At 70.2% G+C, this 16,142-nt stretch carries 13 protein-coding genes; 1 reads left to right on the top strand and 12 read right to left on the bottom strand.

Annotated elements, in window-relative coordinates; genetic code table 11:
- Positions 1-49: 49 nt before the first annotated feature.
- The 8 genes from KY469_00420 to KY469_00385 form a co-directional block, all read right to left on the bottom strand.
- Complete coding sequence (locus KY469_00420; GenBank protein MBW3661534.1) at positions 50-760, bottom strand: threonylcarbamoyl-AMP synthase; 711 nt, start codon at positions 758-760, stop codon at positions 50-52.
- Positions 754-1,653, bottom strand: a complete 900-nt coding sequence (prmC, locus tag KY469_00415) for a peptide chain release factor N(5)-glutamine methyltransferase (protein ID MBW3661533.1) — start codon at positions 1,651-1,653, stop codon at positions 754-756. The genes KY469_00420 and prmC overlap by 7 nt, the downstream gene beginning before the upstream one ends.
- Positions 1,650-2,720: a peptide chain release factor 1 gene (gene prfA / locus KY469_00410; GenBank protein MBW3661532.1), complete on the bottom strand. Its 1,071-nt coding sequence runs from the start codon at positions 2,718-2,720 to the stop codon at positions 1,650-1,652. Before prfA ends, prmC begins: the two co-directional genes overlap by 4 nt.
- Positions 2,721-2,754: 34 nt before the next feature.
- Positions 2,755-3,771, bottom strand: coding sequence for a DUF1385 domain-containing protein (locus tag KY469_00405; protein MBW3661531.1), 1,017 nt, complete (start codon positions 3,769-3,771; stop codon positions 2,755-2,757).
- A gap of 157 nt (positions 3,772-3,928) precedes the next feature.
- Complete coding sequence (locus KY469_00400) at positions 3,929-4,357, bottom strand: hypothetical protein (GenBank protein MBW3661530.1); 429 nt, start codon at positions 4,355-4,357, stop codon at positions 3,929-3,931.
- A gap of 7 nt (positions 4,358-4,364) precedes the next feature.
- Positions 4,365-6,224: a glycosyltransferase gene (locus KY469_00395; GenBank protein ID MBW3661529.1), complete on the bottom strand. Its 1,860-nt coding sequence runs from the start codon at positions 6,222-6,224 to the stop codon at positions 4,365-4,367.
- A 98-nt stretch (positions 6,225-6,322) separates the two neighbouring features.
- Positions 6,323-7,522 (bottom strand): glycoside hydrolase, encoded by a 1,200-nt coding sequence (locus KY469_00390; GenBank protein MBW3661528.1) that lies wholly within the window; start codon positions 7,520-7,522, stop codon positions 6,323-6,325.
- A gap of 89 nt (positions 7,523-7,611) precedes the next feature.
- Positions 7,612-9,729: a cell wall-binding repeat-containing protein gene (locus KY469_00385; GenBank protein ID MBW3661527.1), complete on the bottom strand. Its 2,118-nt coding sequence runs from the start codon at positions 9,727-9,729 to the stop codon at positions 7,612-7,614.
- Positions 9,730-9,905: 176 nt separating this feature from the next.
- On the opposite strand from KY469_00385, the gene KY469_00380 reads away from it, so the two are divergent.
- Positions 9,906-11,339 carry a glycosyltransferase gene (locus tag KY469_00380; GenBank protein ID MBW3661526.1) on the top strand — a complete coding sequence of 478 codons (1,434 nt, stop codon included), beginning with the start codon at positions 9,906-9,908 and terminating at the stop codon, positions 11,337-11,339.
- 7 nt (positions 11,340-11,346) lie between these two features.
- Here the strand turns inward: KY469_00380 and KY469_00375 are convergent, their stop codons facing one another.
- The 4 genes from KY469_00375 to fsa are packed head-to-tail and all read right to left on the bottom strand — an operon-like array spanning position 11,347 to position 16,075.
- The gene (locus KY469_00375; GenBank protein ID MBW3661525.1) at positions 11,347-13,386 is read right to left on the bottom strand and encodes a hypothetical protein; all 2,040 of its coding nucleotides are present in this window, start codon (positions 13,384-13,386) and stop codon (positions 11,347-11,349) included.
- Between the two features lie 31 nt (positions 13,387-13,417).
- A complete protein-coding gene (gene rpmE, locus KY469_00370) occupies positions 13,418-13,642 on the bottom strand; it encodes a 50S ribosomal protein L31 (GenBank protein MBW3661524.1) in 225 nt (74 codons plus the stop codon).
- 39 nt (positions 13,643-13,681) lie between these two features.
- Positions 13,682-15,373: a transcription termination factor Rho gene (gene rho / locus KY469_00365; GenBank protein MBW3661523.1), complete on the bottom strand. Its 1,692-nt coding sequence runs from the start codon at positions 15,371-15,373 to the stop codon at positions 13,682-13,684.
- Between the two features lie 45 nt (positions 15,374-15,418).
- Positions 15,419-16,075, bottom strand: a complete 657-nt coding sequence (gene fsa / locus KY469_00360) for a fructose-6-phosphate aldolase (protein MBW3661522.1) — start codon at positions 16,073-16,075, stop codon at positions 15,419-15,421.
- Positions 16,076-16,142 lie beyond the last annotated feature (67 nt).

Below are 16,142 nucleotides of genomic sequence, written 5' to 3'. Positions count from 1 at the left end.
GAGGGGGGAGGGGCCGGCGTTGCCGGCCTGGGGGGTGAGGCCTGATCGGTCACGCGGGCTCCGCATCGTCGAGATCGTCGGTCGCGACGTCCGCCCGTGCGATGGGTGCGACGTCCTGCGGTCCGAGCTCGCCCGTGGCGACGGCGAGGACCTCGCTCTCGGGAACCGCGCCCTCGCGGAGGATCGCGGGCTCGGTCCGGGTGAGATCCACGATCGTCGAGGGACGTACGGTCCGACGTGGTCCGTCGTCGAGGTAGACCGCGACGCTCTCACCCAGTCCACGCTGCGCGGTCGCGACATCGGTCGCCGGCGGCTGGCCGGACAGGTTCGCGCTGGTCACGGCCAGCGGGCCGACAGCCCGGATCACGTCGAGGCACAGCTCGTCCAGAGGCATCCGGATGGCGACCGTGCCGTCGGTGTCGCCGAGGTCCCAGGAGAGGTTGGGGTCCGCGCGGACGACGATCGTCAGCGGGCCGGGCCAGTACGCCGCCATGATCCGTTCGACGACCTCCGGGACCGCGGTGACGAGGCCGTTGACCTGCTTGGGGCTGCGGACCAGCACCGGAAGTGGCAGGTTCCGGCCGCGCTGCTTGGCTGCGAAGACCGCCCGGGTGCCCTCCGCGGAGAAGGCATCCGCGGCCAGGCCGTAGACGGTATCCGTAGGCAGCACGACGAGTTCGCCACGCCGAAGCGCCTCGGCGGCGATCCGGACCACCTCATCGCGGTCGTGACCGGTCGCGTCCAGTACCTCGCTCAACAGGTCCTCCTGGCGACGAGGACACGCTCTCGCCCAGACAGGTCCGGGTGCACCTCGACCTCGCCCATGCCGACGGCACGTGCGCGCTCCGCCGCCTCGGCGCCGCGACCGTGGGCGATCTCGAGGACGACCGCGCCACCGGGCCGTAGCCACGTCGAAGCGAGCTCGAGCAGCTCGATGACGAGCTCGTAGCCGTCCGGACCCGCGGCGAGCGCGGCAGGGGGGTCGTGCAGTCGTACCTCGGGATCGAGGGCGTCGAGCTCGGCGACGCCGAGGTACGGCGGGTTGGACACGAGCAGGTCGAGGTGACCCTCCAGCTCGGGGTCCACGCCCTCGAGCAGGTGCCCGAGGACGACCTCGGCCTCCGACCCCGATCCGAAGTCCGTGCGCAGTGAGGCGACGTTGTGTCGGCACAGCGCCACCGCGTCCGCGGAGCTGTCGGTGGCCACAACCCGCACACCGTCGAGTTCGGTGGCGAGGCAGACGGCGATCGCCCCGCTCCCGGTGCAGGCGTCGACCGCGGTACGGGTCGATCCGGCCGCCGACGCGAGCAGCTCGATTGCGTGGCCGGTGACGATCTCGGTCTCGGGGCGCGGCACGAACACACCTGGCCGCACGCTGAGCTGCACGTGACGGAACCCCGTGGAGCCGATCAGGTGCTGCAACGGAACCCGCCGACAGCGCTGTTCGACGAGCGCCGCCAGCCGGGCCGCCGCCTGGACCGGCACCGGCCGTGATGACCGCAGCGCCTCTCGGCCGAGGACGTGTTGGGCGAGCCAGCGCGCATCGGCATCAGGCGAGGGCACCCCTGCGGCCGCGAGCGCGACACGGTGGCGGGAGAGCAGATCCTGCAGGCTCGGACCGGCGGAGGTCGGCCGCGTGACACCGGCGTTCACCCGACCTCCTCCGTCTGCAGGTGCAGCATGCGTTCGGCCGCCTGGAGTCCCTCGATGAGGTCATCGATCTCACCCATCATCACCCGTGGGAGGTTCGAGATGGTGAGCCCGATGCGGTGATCGGTGACCCGGTCCTGGGGGAAGTTGTAGGTCCGGATCTTCTCGCTGCGGTCGCCGGTACCGATCTGGCCCTTGCGGGTGTCGGCGCGCTCCTGAGCCTGGCGATCCTGCTCGATCTGGAGCAGACGGGAGCGCAGGATGCGCATCGCCTTGTCGCGGTTCTGGTGCTGGCTCTTCTCGTCCTGGCAGCTCACGACGAGACCGGTGGGGAGGTGGGTGATCCGAACGGCGGAGTCGGTGGTGTTCACCGACTGTCCACCCGGACCGGATGAGCGGTACACGTCGATACGGAGGTCGCCTGGGTCGACCTCGAGGTCGACCTCCTCGGCGGCGGGCAGGACGGCGACCGTCGCGGTGGAGGTATGGATCCGACCCTGGGATTCGGTCTTCGGGACCCGTTGCACGCGGTGGACGCCGGATTCGTGCTTGAGCCGGCTGTAGGCGCCACGACCCTTCACCTCGAACACCGCGTCCTTGATCCCTCCGATGTCCTGCTGGCTCAGGGACAGCACCTCGGTCTTCCATCCGTGCGCGTCGGCGTAGCGCTGGTACATCTCGACCAGCTCACCGGCGAACAGGCCGGCCTCGTCACCACCGGTGCCTGCCCGGACCTCGACGATGACGTCCTTCTCGTCGTTGGGGTCCTTGGGCAGGAGCAGCTCGCGCAGCCGTCCCTCGAGCTGACTCTGGCGCCGTGCGAGCTGGCGTGCTTCCTGAGCCATGAGATCGGCGTCGTCGCCGGAGTACTCGTCCGCCAGCTCGCGTGCGGTGGCGAGGTCGTCGGTCACCTGGCGGTACTCGTTGTAGGCGGTGACGATCTCGTTCAGCTCGGCGTGCTTCTTGGCCAGCTCGGCGTACCGGCCCTGGTCAGCGAGGACCTCGGGGTCGGAGAGCTGGCGCTCGAGCTCGCCGTGGGCGCGCTCGATCTCATCGAGACGGTCGAACATGGGCGCAGGGTACGCGTCAGCGCCGGAGCGGCCCTCAGGCGCTCTCGGGTGCGAGCAGGTCGTCCGCGTCCGGGGGCAGTGGCTCCGCCAGATCGTCCTCCCCCATCACCAGCTTGCTGTCCAGCGTGTCCGGCGGGATGCGTCCCTCGAGGTGCTCGTTGGGCACCACGAACTCGAAGGCCCGGATCGCGACCTCGATCATGTCGGGCGTGGGCTCCTTCGTAGTGAGCAGCTGCAGCCACAGTCCGGGCTTCATCAGGCCACGGATGATGAGGTTGTCGCCGTAGCGCGCCCCGAGCCTCAGCCCCTCGTAAGCCAGTCCCGCGATGACGGGAAGGAGCACGACCCGCAGCCCAACGTGGTAGCCGATCTTGCCGATGACGTTGGTGTCCGGGGCAGGGATGACGGCGCCGACCAGCGTGTAGACGACCAGCGCCAGCAGCATCACCATGATCAGGAAGTTGGTGCCGCAGCGCACGTGGAGGGTGGAGTAGCGGTTGACGCTATCGGGATCGAGCGGTTCGCCGTGCTCCCAGGCGGCGATGGTCTTGTGCTCCGCGCCGTGGTACTGGAACACGCGGCGGATGTCGGCGATGAAGCTGATCGCGTACAGGTAGGCGAGGAATATCGCGATGCGCGCGAGCGACTCGACGAGGTGGAACCACGCACCGTCACCCAGCCCTTCGCCGCCGATCAGCTTGGTGCCGGCCGAGGGCAGCACGATGAAGATGCCCACGAAGACCAGGAGCGCGACCGCCATCGACGCGCCCATCGCACCAGTCGGCAGGTCCTGCTGCTCCTCGTCCTCGAGGGCCTGGTTCGCCGAGATGCCCAGTGCCTTCATCCCGATCGTGAGCGCGTCGCCGAGCGCATACACGCCCCGCAGCATCGGCTTCTTGAAGGCGGGGAAGCGCTCGGGGAAGTCGCTGACCGCGTGCCGCTCGAGGTAGATGCCGCCGTCGGGCCGGCGCACGGCGACCGCCCAGCGGTCAGCGCCGCGCATCATCACCCCTTCGATGATGGCCTGGCCCCCGTAGTAGTGGGGGGCCATCTCGAGTGGGTCGAGCTCGCGCTCCGCTGATCCGTGGCCGTTGGCGTGCGTTGTCGACACTTCGTGTTCCCGATCGGGGCAGCAGATCTGGCGGATGGTACTGCCATGGCGTCGGCCGCGATCGAGGTGAGCTGCGCGGAGCTCACCGGAGCGTGCGTCAGGGGGATGGCTCCGAGAGCGGTGACGACTCGGCTACCGCCGTCGACTCCACCGTGGGCGACGGCTCCGACGTGGGCGACGGCTCCGACGTGGGCGACGGCTCCGTGGGCGAGGGTTCGGTGGTCGGATCCGGCTCCGGACTCGTGGGCTCCGTTGGCACCGGATCCGCCGTCGTGGGCGCGGTCGGGCTCGTGACGGTCGGCGGAGCTGCAGGTTCGTCCGCAGGCTCCGCCTCGGGCGCGGGAGCCGGCGCCTCGGGGGGAGGTCGGCCCGGCGGCTCCTGGAAGACGCGGTCGGGGACCCCGACCGACGTCCCGCCCTCCTCGAGGATGCCGTGGAGCGTCCCGGACGTCTCCAGGTAGCGCCCGCCGAGGAAGCCGGTCAGGATCACCGCGACCACGACGGGGTAGAGCAGGATCCGGTACATGGGTCGCTCACCTGTCCACGTAGCCGAGGGCGCGCATCGCGAGCACGTAGTTCGGGAGGACCTTCTCCGGCAGCGGCGGCCGCTCGAAGTGACCCAACACCCACGTCGGGGCGGCCGGTCGCGCCGGGGACCCGCCGACCGCGGCCGGCGCCGGGGCGGCGTGGAAGCGCCCGAAGGCCTCCATGACGATCAGGCGGGTCATGGGCCAGAGCAGGACCGTGTTCACAACGCCCCAGAACATCGCCACGCCGCTCCACACGTCCAGCGGAGCGACGAAGGGTGCTGCGACGACGGCACCGACGGTGATCACGAGGGCCAGGACCGTCACCCAAGCCACCGCAGGTGGACCCTGCCGCTCGGCCGCGCCGGTCGCGCTGAACCCCGTCTCGCGCCCCAGGAACGCCGCGATCGCCGCCTTGACGTAGATCGGGAACGCCCCGAACGTGAACTGCATGTGGCGGAGGCCGAACTCGCCCTGCAGCTCGCGCCGCAGGTTGTACAGCGTCACGAGCACGTGGGGGATGTAGAAGACGAAGAACGTCGTGGCTCCGCTCGCGAACGGACCCTCGCGAGCCAGCAGAGCGAACAGGGGCAGTGACAGGTAGATCAGAGTGATGACCCCGATGAAGTAGTAGGTCGTGCTGAACAGGTACTGCAACCGCTGCAACGGCCGCAGCCCGAGCTTCAGCGGGGCGCCGGACAACAGCAGAGAGATCGACCCGTGCGCCCAGCGAAGCTGCTGAGTGAGGTACTGGCGGACGGTCGGAGGGCCCTCACCCTCGGCGAGCACGAACGGGAAGTACACCGTGGACCAGCCGTCGCGATGCAGGTGCAGGCTGGTGGCGACGTCCTCGGTGACGGTGGTCTGGTCGAACCCGCCGACCTGCTCGAGTGCGGCGCGCCGGATGATGGCGTTGGTCCCGCAGAGGAACGCCGCGCCGAGGCCGTACTTGCCGCGCTTGATCGGGCCGTAGAAGACCTCCTGCTGGTTCCACGCCCCGCGAGCCACGGGGTTCCAGACCGCGTTGCCGTAGCACTGCGGACTCTGGACGAGAGCGACGTCGGGGTCCTCGAAGTACCCCACGAGGTGGTAGAGGAAGTCGCGTCGCGCGACGTGATCGGCGTCGAACACCACGACGAGGTCGCCATCGGTACGGGCCATCGCGTGGTTGAGGTTGCCGGCCTTGGCGCCCCCGGAGGACTCGCGGGGGATGTACTCGGCGCCGAGCTCGACCGCGAGCTGGCGCACCTCGTCGCGAACCGCGTCGTCAAGGACGTACGTGCGGTGCGATCCGTCCATCCCCACCGCCGCGGTGACCGTTCGCCGCAGGACGTCGAGCGGTTCGCCGTAGGTGGGGACGAACACGTCGATGGAGAACCACGTTTCCCCCGGCGGCGGCAGCTCCACTCCCGCCTTCCAGATCGACTGCCACAGACCGACGAGGTGGCCGACCGTGAACGCCTCGGCGACCGCGAGGGCGACGAACAGCCACGGGTTGCCGACGTGACCACCGACCGACCACCACCCGAGGTACGCGGCGGTGAACAGGACGTTGAGGAGGATGAGCAGACGCGCCCCGAACCTCCCGGGCCAAGGCTCCTCGTGGACCCGACCCGCGGTCGGGTGCTCGCCCGTCGTGACGCTGTCCGCCGCTCGACGCGGGCCGCGGAAGCGCCGGTGCTGCTCGAGGAGACGTTCGAGCGTCTCGTCACCGGGGTCGGTGGCGACCGGAGCCGCCGCCGGCAACCTCTCGGTGGCGTCGCCGGCGGGCCCGTCCGACGCCGGTGGGGCGGGGTCCCGAGGACGGTGTGCGGTGAACGATCCGGACGACTTGTCGGGGTGGATCGGCGTCGTGTCTCGACTCATGGGCGGCACCTTCGTGCGCGCCTTCGCCGGCTGCGTCGGACGACCCTGGCACGTCGGACAGGTCCATCGAGAGGGAGGACCGTGGGGACAGGTCCAGATCAGTGCGGGTCCAGCAGGTCGGTGGTGAGCAGCACGCGCCCGAGCGCCACCCACGCGGCCCCGTAGTAGGAGGGCCGCTCCTCGTCCAGAGCGGCGGCGGCATCCAGGACGTCGTGGACGGCACCGTCGTCGCCGGCGGCACGTGCGGCCGCTGCGGCCGCCACGAGAGCCACTGGATGTGGCGCCTCGCCGAGGGGGCTGCCGTCGAGGGCGTAGACGTCGACGAGACCCTGGCGAACCCGCTGCTCGAGGAACGGCCACAGCCGGGCCGCGAGGTCGGACCCGGGACCGTCGCGATCCGCCGCGAGGCGGATGGGAACCCGGACCGCCTCGTAGCCGTAGCGGGGAGGGCCGTCGTCGCCCGGCACCGGCGCAGCCGTGACGACATCGGCGGTCGCCTCGGCCCAGTCCGGAGGCAGCGCCGCGGGGGGCGCCATCAGGTGATCGAGGAGCTCGAACGAGTCGGCGCGCAGCGCATCCCAGATCGGGTCGCCCGACGCGGCACCGAGGGCATCGAAAGCCAGGGGCGACACGTAGCTGGGGTTGAACACGACCGGCTCGGCACCGCGCGCCCACGGCCCGGGCAGCAGGAGGTGACGGTCCCCGACCCGTTGGATCTCGTGCGCCGCGATCGCGCTGGCTAGCTCCACCGCTGCGGCCGAGAACGCGGGTTCGCCGAACCGGTCCCCCGCCAGCACCAGCGCGTGCGCTGCATCGAGATCGGCGTCGGTAGCTGCATCGTCGTCCACCACACCCCCGTCGTTCCAGTGTGCCGCGAGGAGTCCGTCCGGACCCACGAGGTTGGCGCGGGTCCAGTCCCACACCGTGCGGAACATCCGCTCGTCCTCCACCGCGACGGCCAAGAGCAGCGCGTAAGCTTGGCCCTCACTGACGGTGTCACCACCCTGGTCGTGGCGTACGACGCGACCGTCGTCGGCGACGTAGCGGTCCAGGAAGGCGCGGGCGGCGGCGAGCGCCGCAGCCGCCCCGGCGTCCTCGTCCGCGTCATCGGCGTCGTGGATATCATCGGCGTCATCGACGTCACCCGCGTTGGCGTCATCGGACTCGTCGACCTCGCCGACGTCGTCTACCTCCTCGGGCATCGACATGTTCCGATCACCACGCGTGGCCGTGAACACGACCGCGGCGGCCACGGCGATCAGGGTCAACGCGGTGATGACCGTCGTTCTCCGGGTCACGGGTCGCCGTTCGCACAGGCAGGGGGCAGAGGTGACCCCACGGCCATGACCCACGCCAGGGCCGACCCTGGCCGGACGATCGTGGGGCGTCAGCCGTCCACGGCGGCGGCGATGTCGGCAGCGACGGCCGGTGCGACCGCGAGTTCACCACCCACGACGAGCGGGGTGTGGGTGAACCGGTCGCGGTGGTCGCCCAACCACGCCACCTGCGACGCGTCCGTCTGGCTGGGTACGAGCAGCAACGTCCCGCCCAGACGCGCCGCGAGAGCGCCTGCGCTGAGCCCGTCCGGGAACGCGGTCCCGGTCGCGATCAGCAGCGGACTGGGAGCGTCGCCTCGGAGGGCGAGTTCGCGCCGCACGACCTCGAGGCTCGTGTCGTACCGTGTGGCGCCGGCCAGCCGTTCGACGTCGTAGCCGGCCGAGCGGAGGTCGTCGTCGACCCCCGCTGGGATCGTCGCGGTCCCACCCACGACGATGACGTGCTCGATGTCGAGATCGTCGAGTGTCTCGCGGGTCGCCGGCGGCACCGTGTCACCCGCGACGAGGACGGGCCACGCCGCGCCGCTGCGGGCTCGCCCGGCCGCGAGACCCGAAGCGGCCAGTGCGTCCGCCCACGCCCGGGTCGGCTCGGTCGGGAACGACCCGCGCACGAGCAGCGCCGTGCGGCCGGCGTCCGGGACCGCGCGGGCCGCGGCAGCGGCGGTCTCGACCCGTGTTGCGCCTGCGAGACGGTCGATCCTGGTCACGCCGGCCGCCTCGAGGTCAGCGACGACCTGGCGTCCGAGTGCACGCTCCCCGCCCATGACGACCGCCCGCTCCACCCCGAGTTCGCGGACGAGCATCGCGACCTCGTGAGCGAGTCCGTCCGTCGGCGTGAGGACGAGCGGGGCGTCGAGGCTCCCGGCGACGACCGTCCCTGCGAGGGCGTCCGACGGGTCGTCGCTGCGGGCAACCACGATCGCCTCGGCCGCCAACCAGCCGCGGCGGGCGGCCGCGACGGCGGTCGCGACGCGGTCGGGTCCAGCGATGCGCTCGACGTTGTGCCGGCCACAGACGATCGAGTAACCGCGGGCGCGGGCATCGGTCACCTCGGCCTCGTACCCGTGCGCGTACTTCCCGGAGTTGTCGCGGTCGAAGTAGTGGTGGGCCTCGTAGCGGATCGCCCCGGCGGGGTCGTCGATCCAGGCGTCGTCGTGAACGGCGTCCCAGCGCTGGGCGCCGCTCCACTCGTAGCCTCCGACGAGGACCGTGGTCGTCCGGTCCACCTGCCGGATCGCCGTGACGGCTGCCTGCGCCGCCTGCTCCCACACCTCCGCCGGAGACCGCCCGCCGATCGACGGCAGGCCGACCGGCTCGTTCATCAGGCCGTAGCCGACGACTCCAGCCGTACCGATGAAGTGCGTGGCGAGCCGACGCCAGAGGTCGGCGAACTCGTCGATGCTGAGGGCGTCGGAGCCGATCGGGGTGCGCACGCCGCGACTGCCGTCCCACCTCCAGTAGGCGCCGTAGTTGTGCACGTCGAGCACGACGTGGAGCCCGGCGTCGGTCGCGCGGTCGACGGCTGCGCGCAACTGCCCCATCTCCTCCGGGTCGAGGGGACCACCGAGCTCTGGTTGGACGCGCTCCCACCGGAAGGGGAGCCGCACGACCTCGATCCCCCGGGTCGCGAGGTAGTGGAAGGTCGCGCTGCTGTCGTAGTGGTGGGATGTGCCGTACGTGCCTGGCGTGTGGTTCGAGAAGGCACTGGTGGCATCGAGTGGCCCCGGGGTACCGAACTCCCCACCAGCGCTGTTCACTCCTCGGAGCACACCACTGGAACCGAGGTGGCTCTCAACCACCCGCGCCTGGGTGTTGGGCTGCGAGACGGGCCCCGAGCCGTCCGCCTCGTACACCGCCAGTGGGTAGTCGCCCCACCACTCACCGGTCGCCCACGCCATCACCCATAGGTCGGCTGCATCGGCATCGCGGTACCAGGCGTCAGCGAGCGCGTTCCAACGGTCGGCAGCACCCCCCTCGTCGTCGGGCCAACCGACCTCGCCGATCACACCCTCGACGTCGTGGGCCTCGAGCCACCTCGTGAACACCCCGAGTTCGGACTGGACCCGGGTCGTCAGCTCGTCGGTACACGAGGGGTCCGCCCCGACGGCGGTAGGAGCCGCGAGCACGGCGAGCACCACCACCGGCGACAACCACCTGGACGTGCGCACAGCCGCTCCCTGGCGGATGGGGCGTGCCCCATGGACCTTCGTCGGGTAGGCGACGCGCGGCCGGTGACCTTCGCCGCGTGACCACACCGCCGCACCCCCGGAGGGTACGTACCGTGGCTGACATCGCTCTCGGCGTCGCAGCCGATAGGCCCCTGTCCCCAGCGGAGGATGACGAGATGACATCGATCACCGCGGTGCCACTCGACTCCAGATCGATCGACCCCTTCCACGCGTTGCTGTCCGACGATGAGCAGGCGCAGGTCGAGCGGAGCCTCGCGCGCACGGCCGCCGATCTCTCCGGCCGGACCTTGTGGCACGTGAACTCGACCGCTGAGGGGGGCGGTGTGGCCGAGATGCTCAGCACCCTGGTGCCGTACCTGCGTGGCGGTGGCATCGACGCGCGCTGGGCGGTGATCGAGGGGACGGACGCGTTCTTCGACATCACCAAGCGCATCCACAACCTCCTGCACGGTGCCCGTGCCGAACGTCCCAGCGCGGCCGAGATGGACCTGTACGCCGAGGTGATGGCGCACAACGGCGAAGACCTCGCGGATCGGGTCGGACCGGGAGATGTCGTGGTGTTCCACGATCCCCAGACCGCGGGTCTCATCCCGCTGGTACGAGCCTTCGGGGCGCGAGTGGTGTGGCAGTGCCACGTGGGTTGCGACGAGCCGAACCGCCACACCCGCGCCGCCTGGGACCTGCTGCGGCCGGCGGTCCGCCACTCGGAGCGCTTCGTCCTGACACGTCCCGACTACCTGTGGGACGGACTCGACGCGGACCGGCTGCGGATCGTGCCGCCGACGATCGACGCCTTCTCTCCCAAGAACCAGGAGCTGTCGCCGGAGACGACCGACTCGATCCTCGCTGCTGCGGGTCTGGGGTCGGACGGCTCGTCGCACGCCCCGACGTTCGAGCGGGTCGACGGCTCCGTCGGTCGGGTGCGTCACCGCGTGCGCTGCCACGGTGGACATCCGGCCCTGCGCGGGGACGCGAAGGTCGCCACGCAGATCTCGCGGTGGGACCGGCTGAAGGACCCCGTCGGCCTCGTCCGCATGGCCGCCGACCACCTGCGTGCACGTGCCGATGTCGACCTGATCCTCGCTGGCCCCGAGATCGGGACCGTCACCGACGACCCGGAGAGCGCGGGCGTGTACGCGGACTGCTGCACCGCCTGGGACGCGCTCGAACCATCCCTACGGGAGCGGGTTCACCTCGTGCAGGTACCGATGGCGGACGACGACGAGAACTCGGCCATCGTCAACGCGCTGCAACGCCGATCGGACGTCGTGATCCAGAAGAGCCTCGTCGAAGGCTTCGGGCTCACCGTGGCCGAGGCGATGTGGAAGCGCCGGCCGGTCGTGGCCAGTGCGGTCGGCGGGATACAGGACCAGATCGAGCACGGCCGCAGCGGTCTCGTCGTCGAGGATCCGCACGACCTGGCCGGCGTGGCCACGGCGGTGCTGAGCCTGCTCGACGATCCGACCGCCGCCGAGCAGCTCGGAACCGAGGCACGCGAGCGCGTCCGCACGTATTTCCTCGCTCCACGCCAGCTCCAGCAGTGGTGCGAGCTGGCCAGCGAGCTCGCCCCTGCGGCCTCCGCGGCGTAGCTCGGACTCAGCGCCCCACGTCGCGGCGGAGCCGTCCGGTCGTCAGCAGCAACGCGAGTCCGACGACCGCCACGCCGCCACCGGTCGCGGGGAGCGGGGCGCGTGCCGGCGGGCTGCTCGGTGCCGGGGCGGGGGGAGCCGGCGTCCCCCCTGTCACCAGGCTGGCACCCACGACCGGCAGGCGGAGGGCGGAAGGCGCATCGGTGGTCGAGCTGACCGTCAGCACGTCGGCCAGGCGCTCGTTGTAGAAGGCCGTGTCCGTCGAGGCGAGAACCAGGCGCAGACGGTGGCCCTCCTCGAACCGCCAGCTCGTACCGACCAGTCGCAACGTCACCGGTTCGGTGAGCGCCTCGGTGGGGATCCGCGCCGGAGCGACCTGCCGGCGCAGGAGCGTCGCCGTCCCGTCAGGCGCCACGTCGTAGAGCTTGGCGAACAGCCTGGCGTCACGGAGCGCGTTGCCGTGGCTGAGGTGGAGGTCCACGAAGGGGATCCCCACGAGATCGAGCGGTGCCTGGAGAGGTTCGGTGTCGAAAGCGAGGTGCTGGCCCTCGATCTCCTGCGGTGGCCGGTCGCCGGTGTCCCCAGGTGAGGAGAAGTTCGGCAGCTCGGAGTACGCGGCCGGTGTTCCGCCCGGCGGGTTGAGGAAGGTGCCGCTCCCACCGGTCATGGGCTCGCCGACCTCGACGAGGCGACCCGCGACCGGATCGAGCACGAGCTCGAGGTCATCCCCGGGCGGGATCCCGTCCGAGGTGCCGTATGCGGGGGCTGCCGTGCCGCCGGTCTCGGCGACGTCGTAGTCCACCCAGTCACGGAAGTACGCGAACGCCGGGCCGGTGTCGACCGAGGCATCGCCACGGACGTGGCGCTGCATCCAGGCGAGCATCCGCCGCGCCAGGTACGTCTGCGCGAACTCGGCCTGACGTTCCGGCGAGTCGTCGAACTGGCCGGTGTACGGCTCACCGTCACCGGGTGCGCCGTTGTGCCCGCCGTGCCCCGACGAGTGCCAGATCACGGCGACGGGCACGCCCCGGCTCTGCAGGTCGAGGAGAACGGGCACCGTCTCGTTGGGCGTGAACAGGGTGTCGGGCAGACCCTGCGGCAACAGGGTCGGGGTGGTGAGCTGGCCGAGCTCGGGCGCGAGGCTCGAGTCGGCCACCAGTGCGCGGTCCTCCTCCGAGGCGTCACCGGTCGTCGACAGACGCGCGAACGTCTCGCAGATGCCGGGGATCCAGGCGCTGCACGGGGTCGCGGTCGGGTAGGTCTGCTGGCGCGTCACGGGATCGCAGCCACCACCACCCATCGCCGGTTGGGCGGTGCCGAGCGCGAAGAAGAGCGAGGTCCAGGCCTGCTTGAAGACCCCCTGCTCGTACCCGTCCACCGCGTACGGGGCGTCGGCGTCGCGCACCCAGTTGTTGGGGTTGAGCGCGTACGCCAGGTCCGTCCACGTGCGTCCAGGCGCGATCGCGTCGATCCGCGCATCCGCGATCGCGGTGTGGCCTTGCAGCCCCCCACCGTAGGAGCCGCCGACCATGCCGACCTTCGGGTCCCCCGGCGCCTCGGTGGCGACGACGTCCAGGCTGGCGAGGTGGTCGATCATCGCGCGGGCGTTCTTGTTGTCGTAGGTGCGCGAGTCGAGGCCGATGCAACCGGTCGACGCGCCGAAGCCCTGGGGTGTGAAGGTCATCGCGATGTAGCCATGCGAGGCGAAGTACGCCGCGAGGGTGACCATCTCGGCGGCATCCTTGCTGTTGCCGAAACCCGGCGCGATCAGCATGGCGGGCATGGGCGACGCGGGGCTGGCGTCATCGGGCAGCCACAGCGACGCATCGAGCGTCACGGGGATGTCGTCGTCCGGGCCGGTCAGCGTCTCGATCTGCAAGTCGGAGACGGTCCAAGTGTGCGAACCCACGCCAGCTGGCGCCTGACCGTCACCCGCTGCGGACGACGGCGCGGCCGCCGCGGACGGCGCCAGCGCCAGGGAGGCAGCGGCGAGCGCCACGGCGAGCGCCGTGCACACGGTGATGCCCGACGAGACGGATCTGGACACGGTGCGCTCCGGGAGCTGGCGCCGTCGATGCCTACTTCTTCTTGGCCTTGGCTTCCTCGGCGGCCTGAAGGCGGCGCTGGAAGCGGTCGACGCGGCCACCCGTGTCGACCAGCTTCTGCTTGCCGGTGTAGAACGGGTGGCACTGGCTGCACAGCTCGACGTGGATCTCGTCGGTGGTGGCCCGGGTCTCGAACCGGTTCCCGCACGAGCAGGTCACGGTGGCCTTGACGTACTCTGGGTGGATGCCCTGACGCATGGTGTTCCTCCAGGGGTATGGGCGGCTCGGGGAGCCGGGTCAGACGTTGAGGTTGGACTTGGCGATCATCTGTAGGAACTGATCGTTGTTCCGGGTCGCCTTGATCTTGTCGATGAGCAGCTCGAGCGCGGCGCCGCCCTCGAGGGAAGCGACGACGCGACGCAGCTTCCACACGGCATCGAGGTCGTCCTTCTCGAGCAGCAGCTCCTCCTTCCGCGTGCCGCTGGCGGCGACGTCGATAGCCGGGAAGATGCGCTTCTGCTCGAGCTTGCGATCGAGGCGCAGCTCCATGTTCCCGGTGCCCTTGAACTCCTCGAAGATGACCTCGTCCATCTTCGAGCCGGTTTCGACGAGCGCGGTCGCGATGATCGTCAGCGAGCCACCCTCCTCGATGTTGCGAGCTGCGCCGAAGAACCGCTTGGGGGGGTAGAGCGCGGCGGAGTCGATACCACCCGAGAGGATCCGACCCGACGCGGGCGCGGCCAGGTTGTACGCGCGTCCGAGTCGGGTGATCGAGTCCAGCAGGATCACCACATCCCTACCGCGCTCGACGAGTCGCTTGGCACGCTCGATGCAGAGCTCGGCGACCTGAGTGTGGTCATCGGCCGGCCGGTCGAAGGTGGAGGCGATGACCTCACCCTTGGTCGAACGCTGGAAGTCGGTGACCTCCTCGGGACGCTCGTCGACCAGCAGCACCATCAGGTGCGTCTCGGGGCTGTTGGTCTCGATGGCGTGGGCCAGCTGCTTCAGGATCGTGGTCTTCCCAGCCTTCGGTGGAGACACGATCAGCCCGCGCTGCCCCTTGCCGATGGGCGACATCATGTCGACCAACCGCATCGAGACGGGTGAAGCGTCCTCGGTCTCGAGCAGGAAACGCTCCCTGGGGAACAGCGGCGTCAGCTTGTTGAAGTCGACGCGCTTGCCACCGCCGTCCTTGGCTTCATCGCCCTCGATCTGGTCGACGCGGGCGAGGGCCGGGAACTTGTCGCTGTTCTTGTTGCGGCGGATCGGGCCCTTGATCAGGTCACCGCGCCGCAGGTTGTAGCGTCGCACGAAGCTCTGGCTCACGTAGACGTCGCGGTCACCGGCGAGGTAGCCGGTCACGCGGAGGAAGCCGTACCCCTCGGGCAGCAGATCGAGCACGCCCTCGCGGACCTCGGCGTCGCTCAGGTCCTCCTGCTGCTGTTGCTGACCGCCGCCCTTGCTGCGGTTGCGGTTGCGCTTGTTGCGGTTGCGCTTGTTGCGGTTGCGGTTGCCGCCGTCGTCATCACTGGGGTTGCCGCCGTCGTCATCACCACGGTTGCCGCCGTCGTCGTCACCGCGGTTGGTGTCGTCGTCCCCACCGTTGCCGCCGTCGTCATGCTCGCTGCGGCCGTCGTCGTCATCGTCGTCGCTGTCCGCGTCGTCGTCACCCTTGCCGCCCCGTGAGCGTGTGCGCTCCCGCTGCACGTCGTCACCGGCGTCGTCGTCGCCTTCGCCGTGCGAGCCGTCGTCCCGCTTCGACTCGGCCTCGTCCTTGCCCTTGCGGTCCGACGACGTGTCGGTGTCGCGGTCCTCGGAGTCCTTCTTGCCGTTGCCCTTGGCCTTGCCGTTGCTGCTGCCGCCACCGGAGTCGATGATGAGATCGACGAGATCGGCCTTCTTGAGGCGCTGGTAGCCCTTGAGCTCCATCGCCGCGGCGATCTCGCGCAGCTCGACGAGCGCCTTGCGTTCGAGGCCGGTTCGATCCATCACGTTCACCTTCGTCGTCCAGGCACCCGGCTCGGATGCCGTCTCTCAGGAGTGCAGGGAGTCCTGGTAGGTCCTCCAGTCCGCCAGGAACTGGTCGAGTCCCTTGTCCGTCAGGGGGTGCTTGACCATCTGGTGGAACACCTTGGCCGGCATCGTGGCGATGTCCGCGCCCACGAGCGCCGCGTCAACGACGTGCATGGGGTGGCGCAACGACGCGGCCAGAACCTCGGTCTCGTACCCCTGCACCCGGAAGATCTCGCAGATACGCGCTAACAGGTCCATGCCGTCGCTGGAGATGTCATCGAGACGCCCCAGGAACGGGGAGACGTACGAAGCCCCGGCCTTGGCAGCAAGGATGGCCTGCGTGGGCGAGAAACACAACGTCACGTTGGTGCGGATCTGTTCCCCGGCGAGGATCTTGACCGCTGCGAGACCCGCCGGGATGAGCGGGATCTTCACCACCACGTTCGAGGCGATGGCGGCGAGCTTGCGGGCTTCGTCGACCATCGACTCGGTCTCGGTGGAGACCACCTCGGCCGACACGTCACCGGTGACCTCGGCGCAGATCTCCTTGATCATAGACGCGAAGTCCTTGCCCTCACGCGCCGCGAGGGTGGGGTTGGTGGTCACGCCGTCGAGCACACCCCACGCGTTGATCTCGCTGATCTCGCTGATGTTGGCGGTATCCAGGAAGAGCTTCACCCTGCTCCCTTCGATCTTCCTCGTCACGCGGTTGGCGCACGAGCCCCGCACCTTCCCCCGACCCAGT

It is taken from the genome of Actinomycetota bacterium, from assembly GCA_019347575.1.
Taxonomy (GTDB): domain Bacteria; phylum Actinomycetota; class Nitriliruptoria; order Nitriliruptorales; family Nitriliruptoraceae; genus JAHWKY01.
Note: the sequence above shows the minus strand (reverse complement) of the source record. Positions and strands in the feature narration are given on the sequence as shown.

Coding starts and splice junctions, on each gene's coding strand:
- prfA (MBW3661532.1), bottom strand. CDS start 2,720: ATGTTCGACCGTCTCGATGAGATCGAGCGCGCCCACGGCGAGCTCGAG.
- KY469_00405 (MBW3661531.1), bottom strand. CDS start 3,771: ATGGCCCCCCACTACTACGGGGGCCAGGCCATCATCGAAGGGGTGATG.
- KY469_00400 (MBW3661530.1), bottom strand. CDS start 4,357: ATGTACCGGATCCTGCTCTACCCCGTCGTGGTCGCGGTGATCCTGACC.
- KY469_00395 (MBW3661529.1), bottom strand. CDS start 6,224: ATGAGTCGAGACACGACGCCGATCCACCCCGACAAGTCGTCCGGATCG.
- KY469_00380 (MBW3661526.1), top strand. CDS start 9,906: ATGACATCGATCACCGCGGTGCCACTCGACTCCAGATCGATCGACCCC.
- rpmE (MBW3661524.1), bottom strand. CDS start 13,642: ATGCGTCAGGGCATCCACCCAGAGTACGTCAAGGCCACCGTGACCTGC.
- rho (MBW3661523.1), bottom strand. CDS start 15,373: ATGGATCGAACCGGCCTCGAACGCAAGGCGCTCGTCGAGCTGCGCGAG.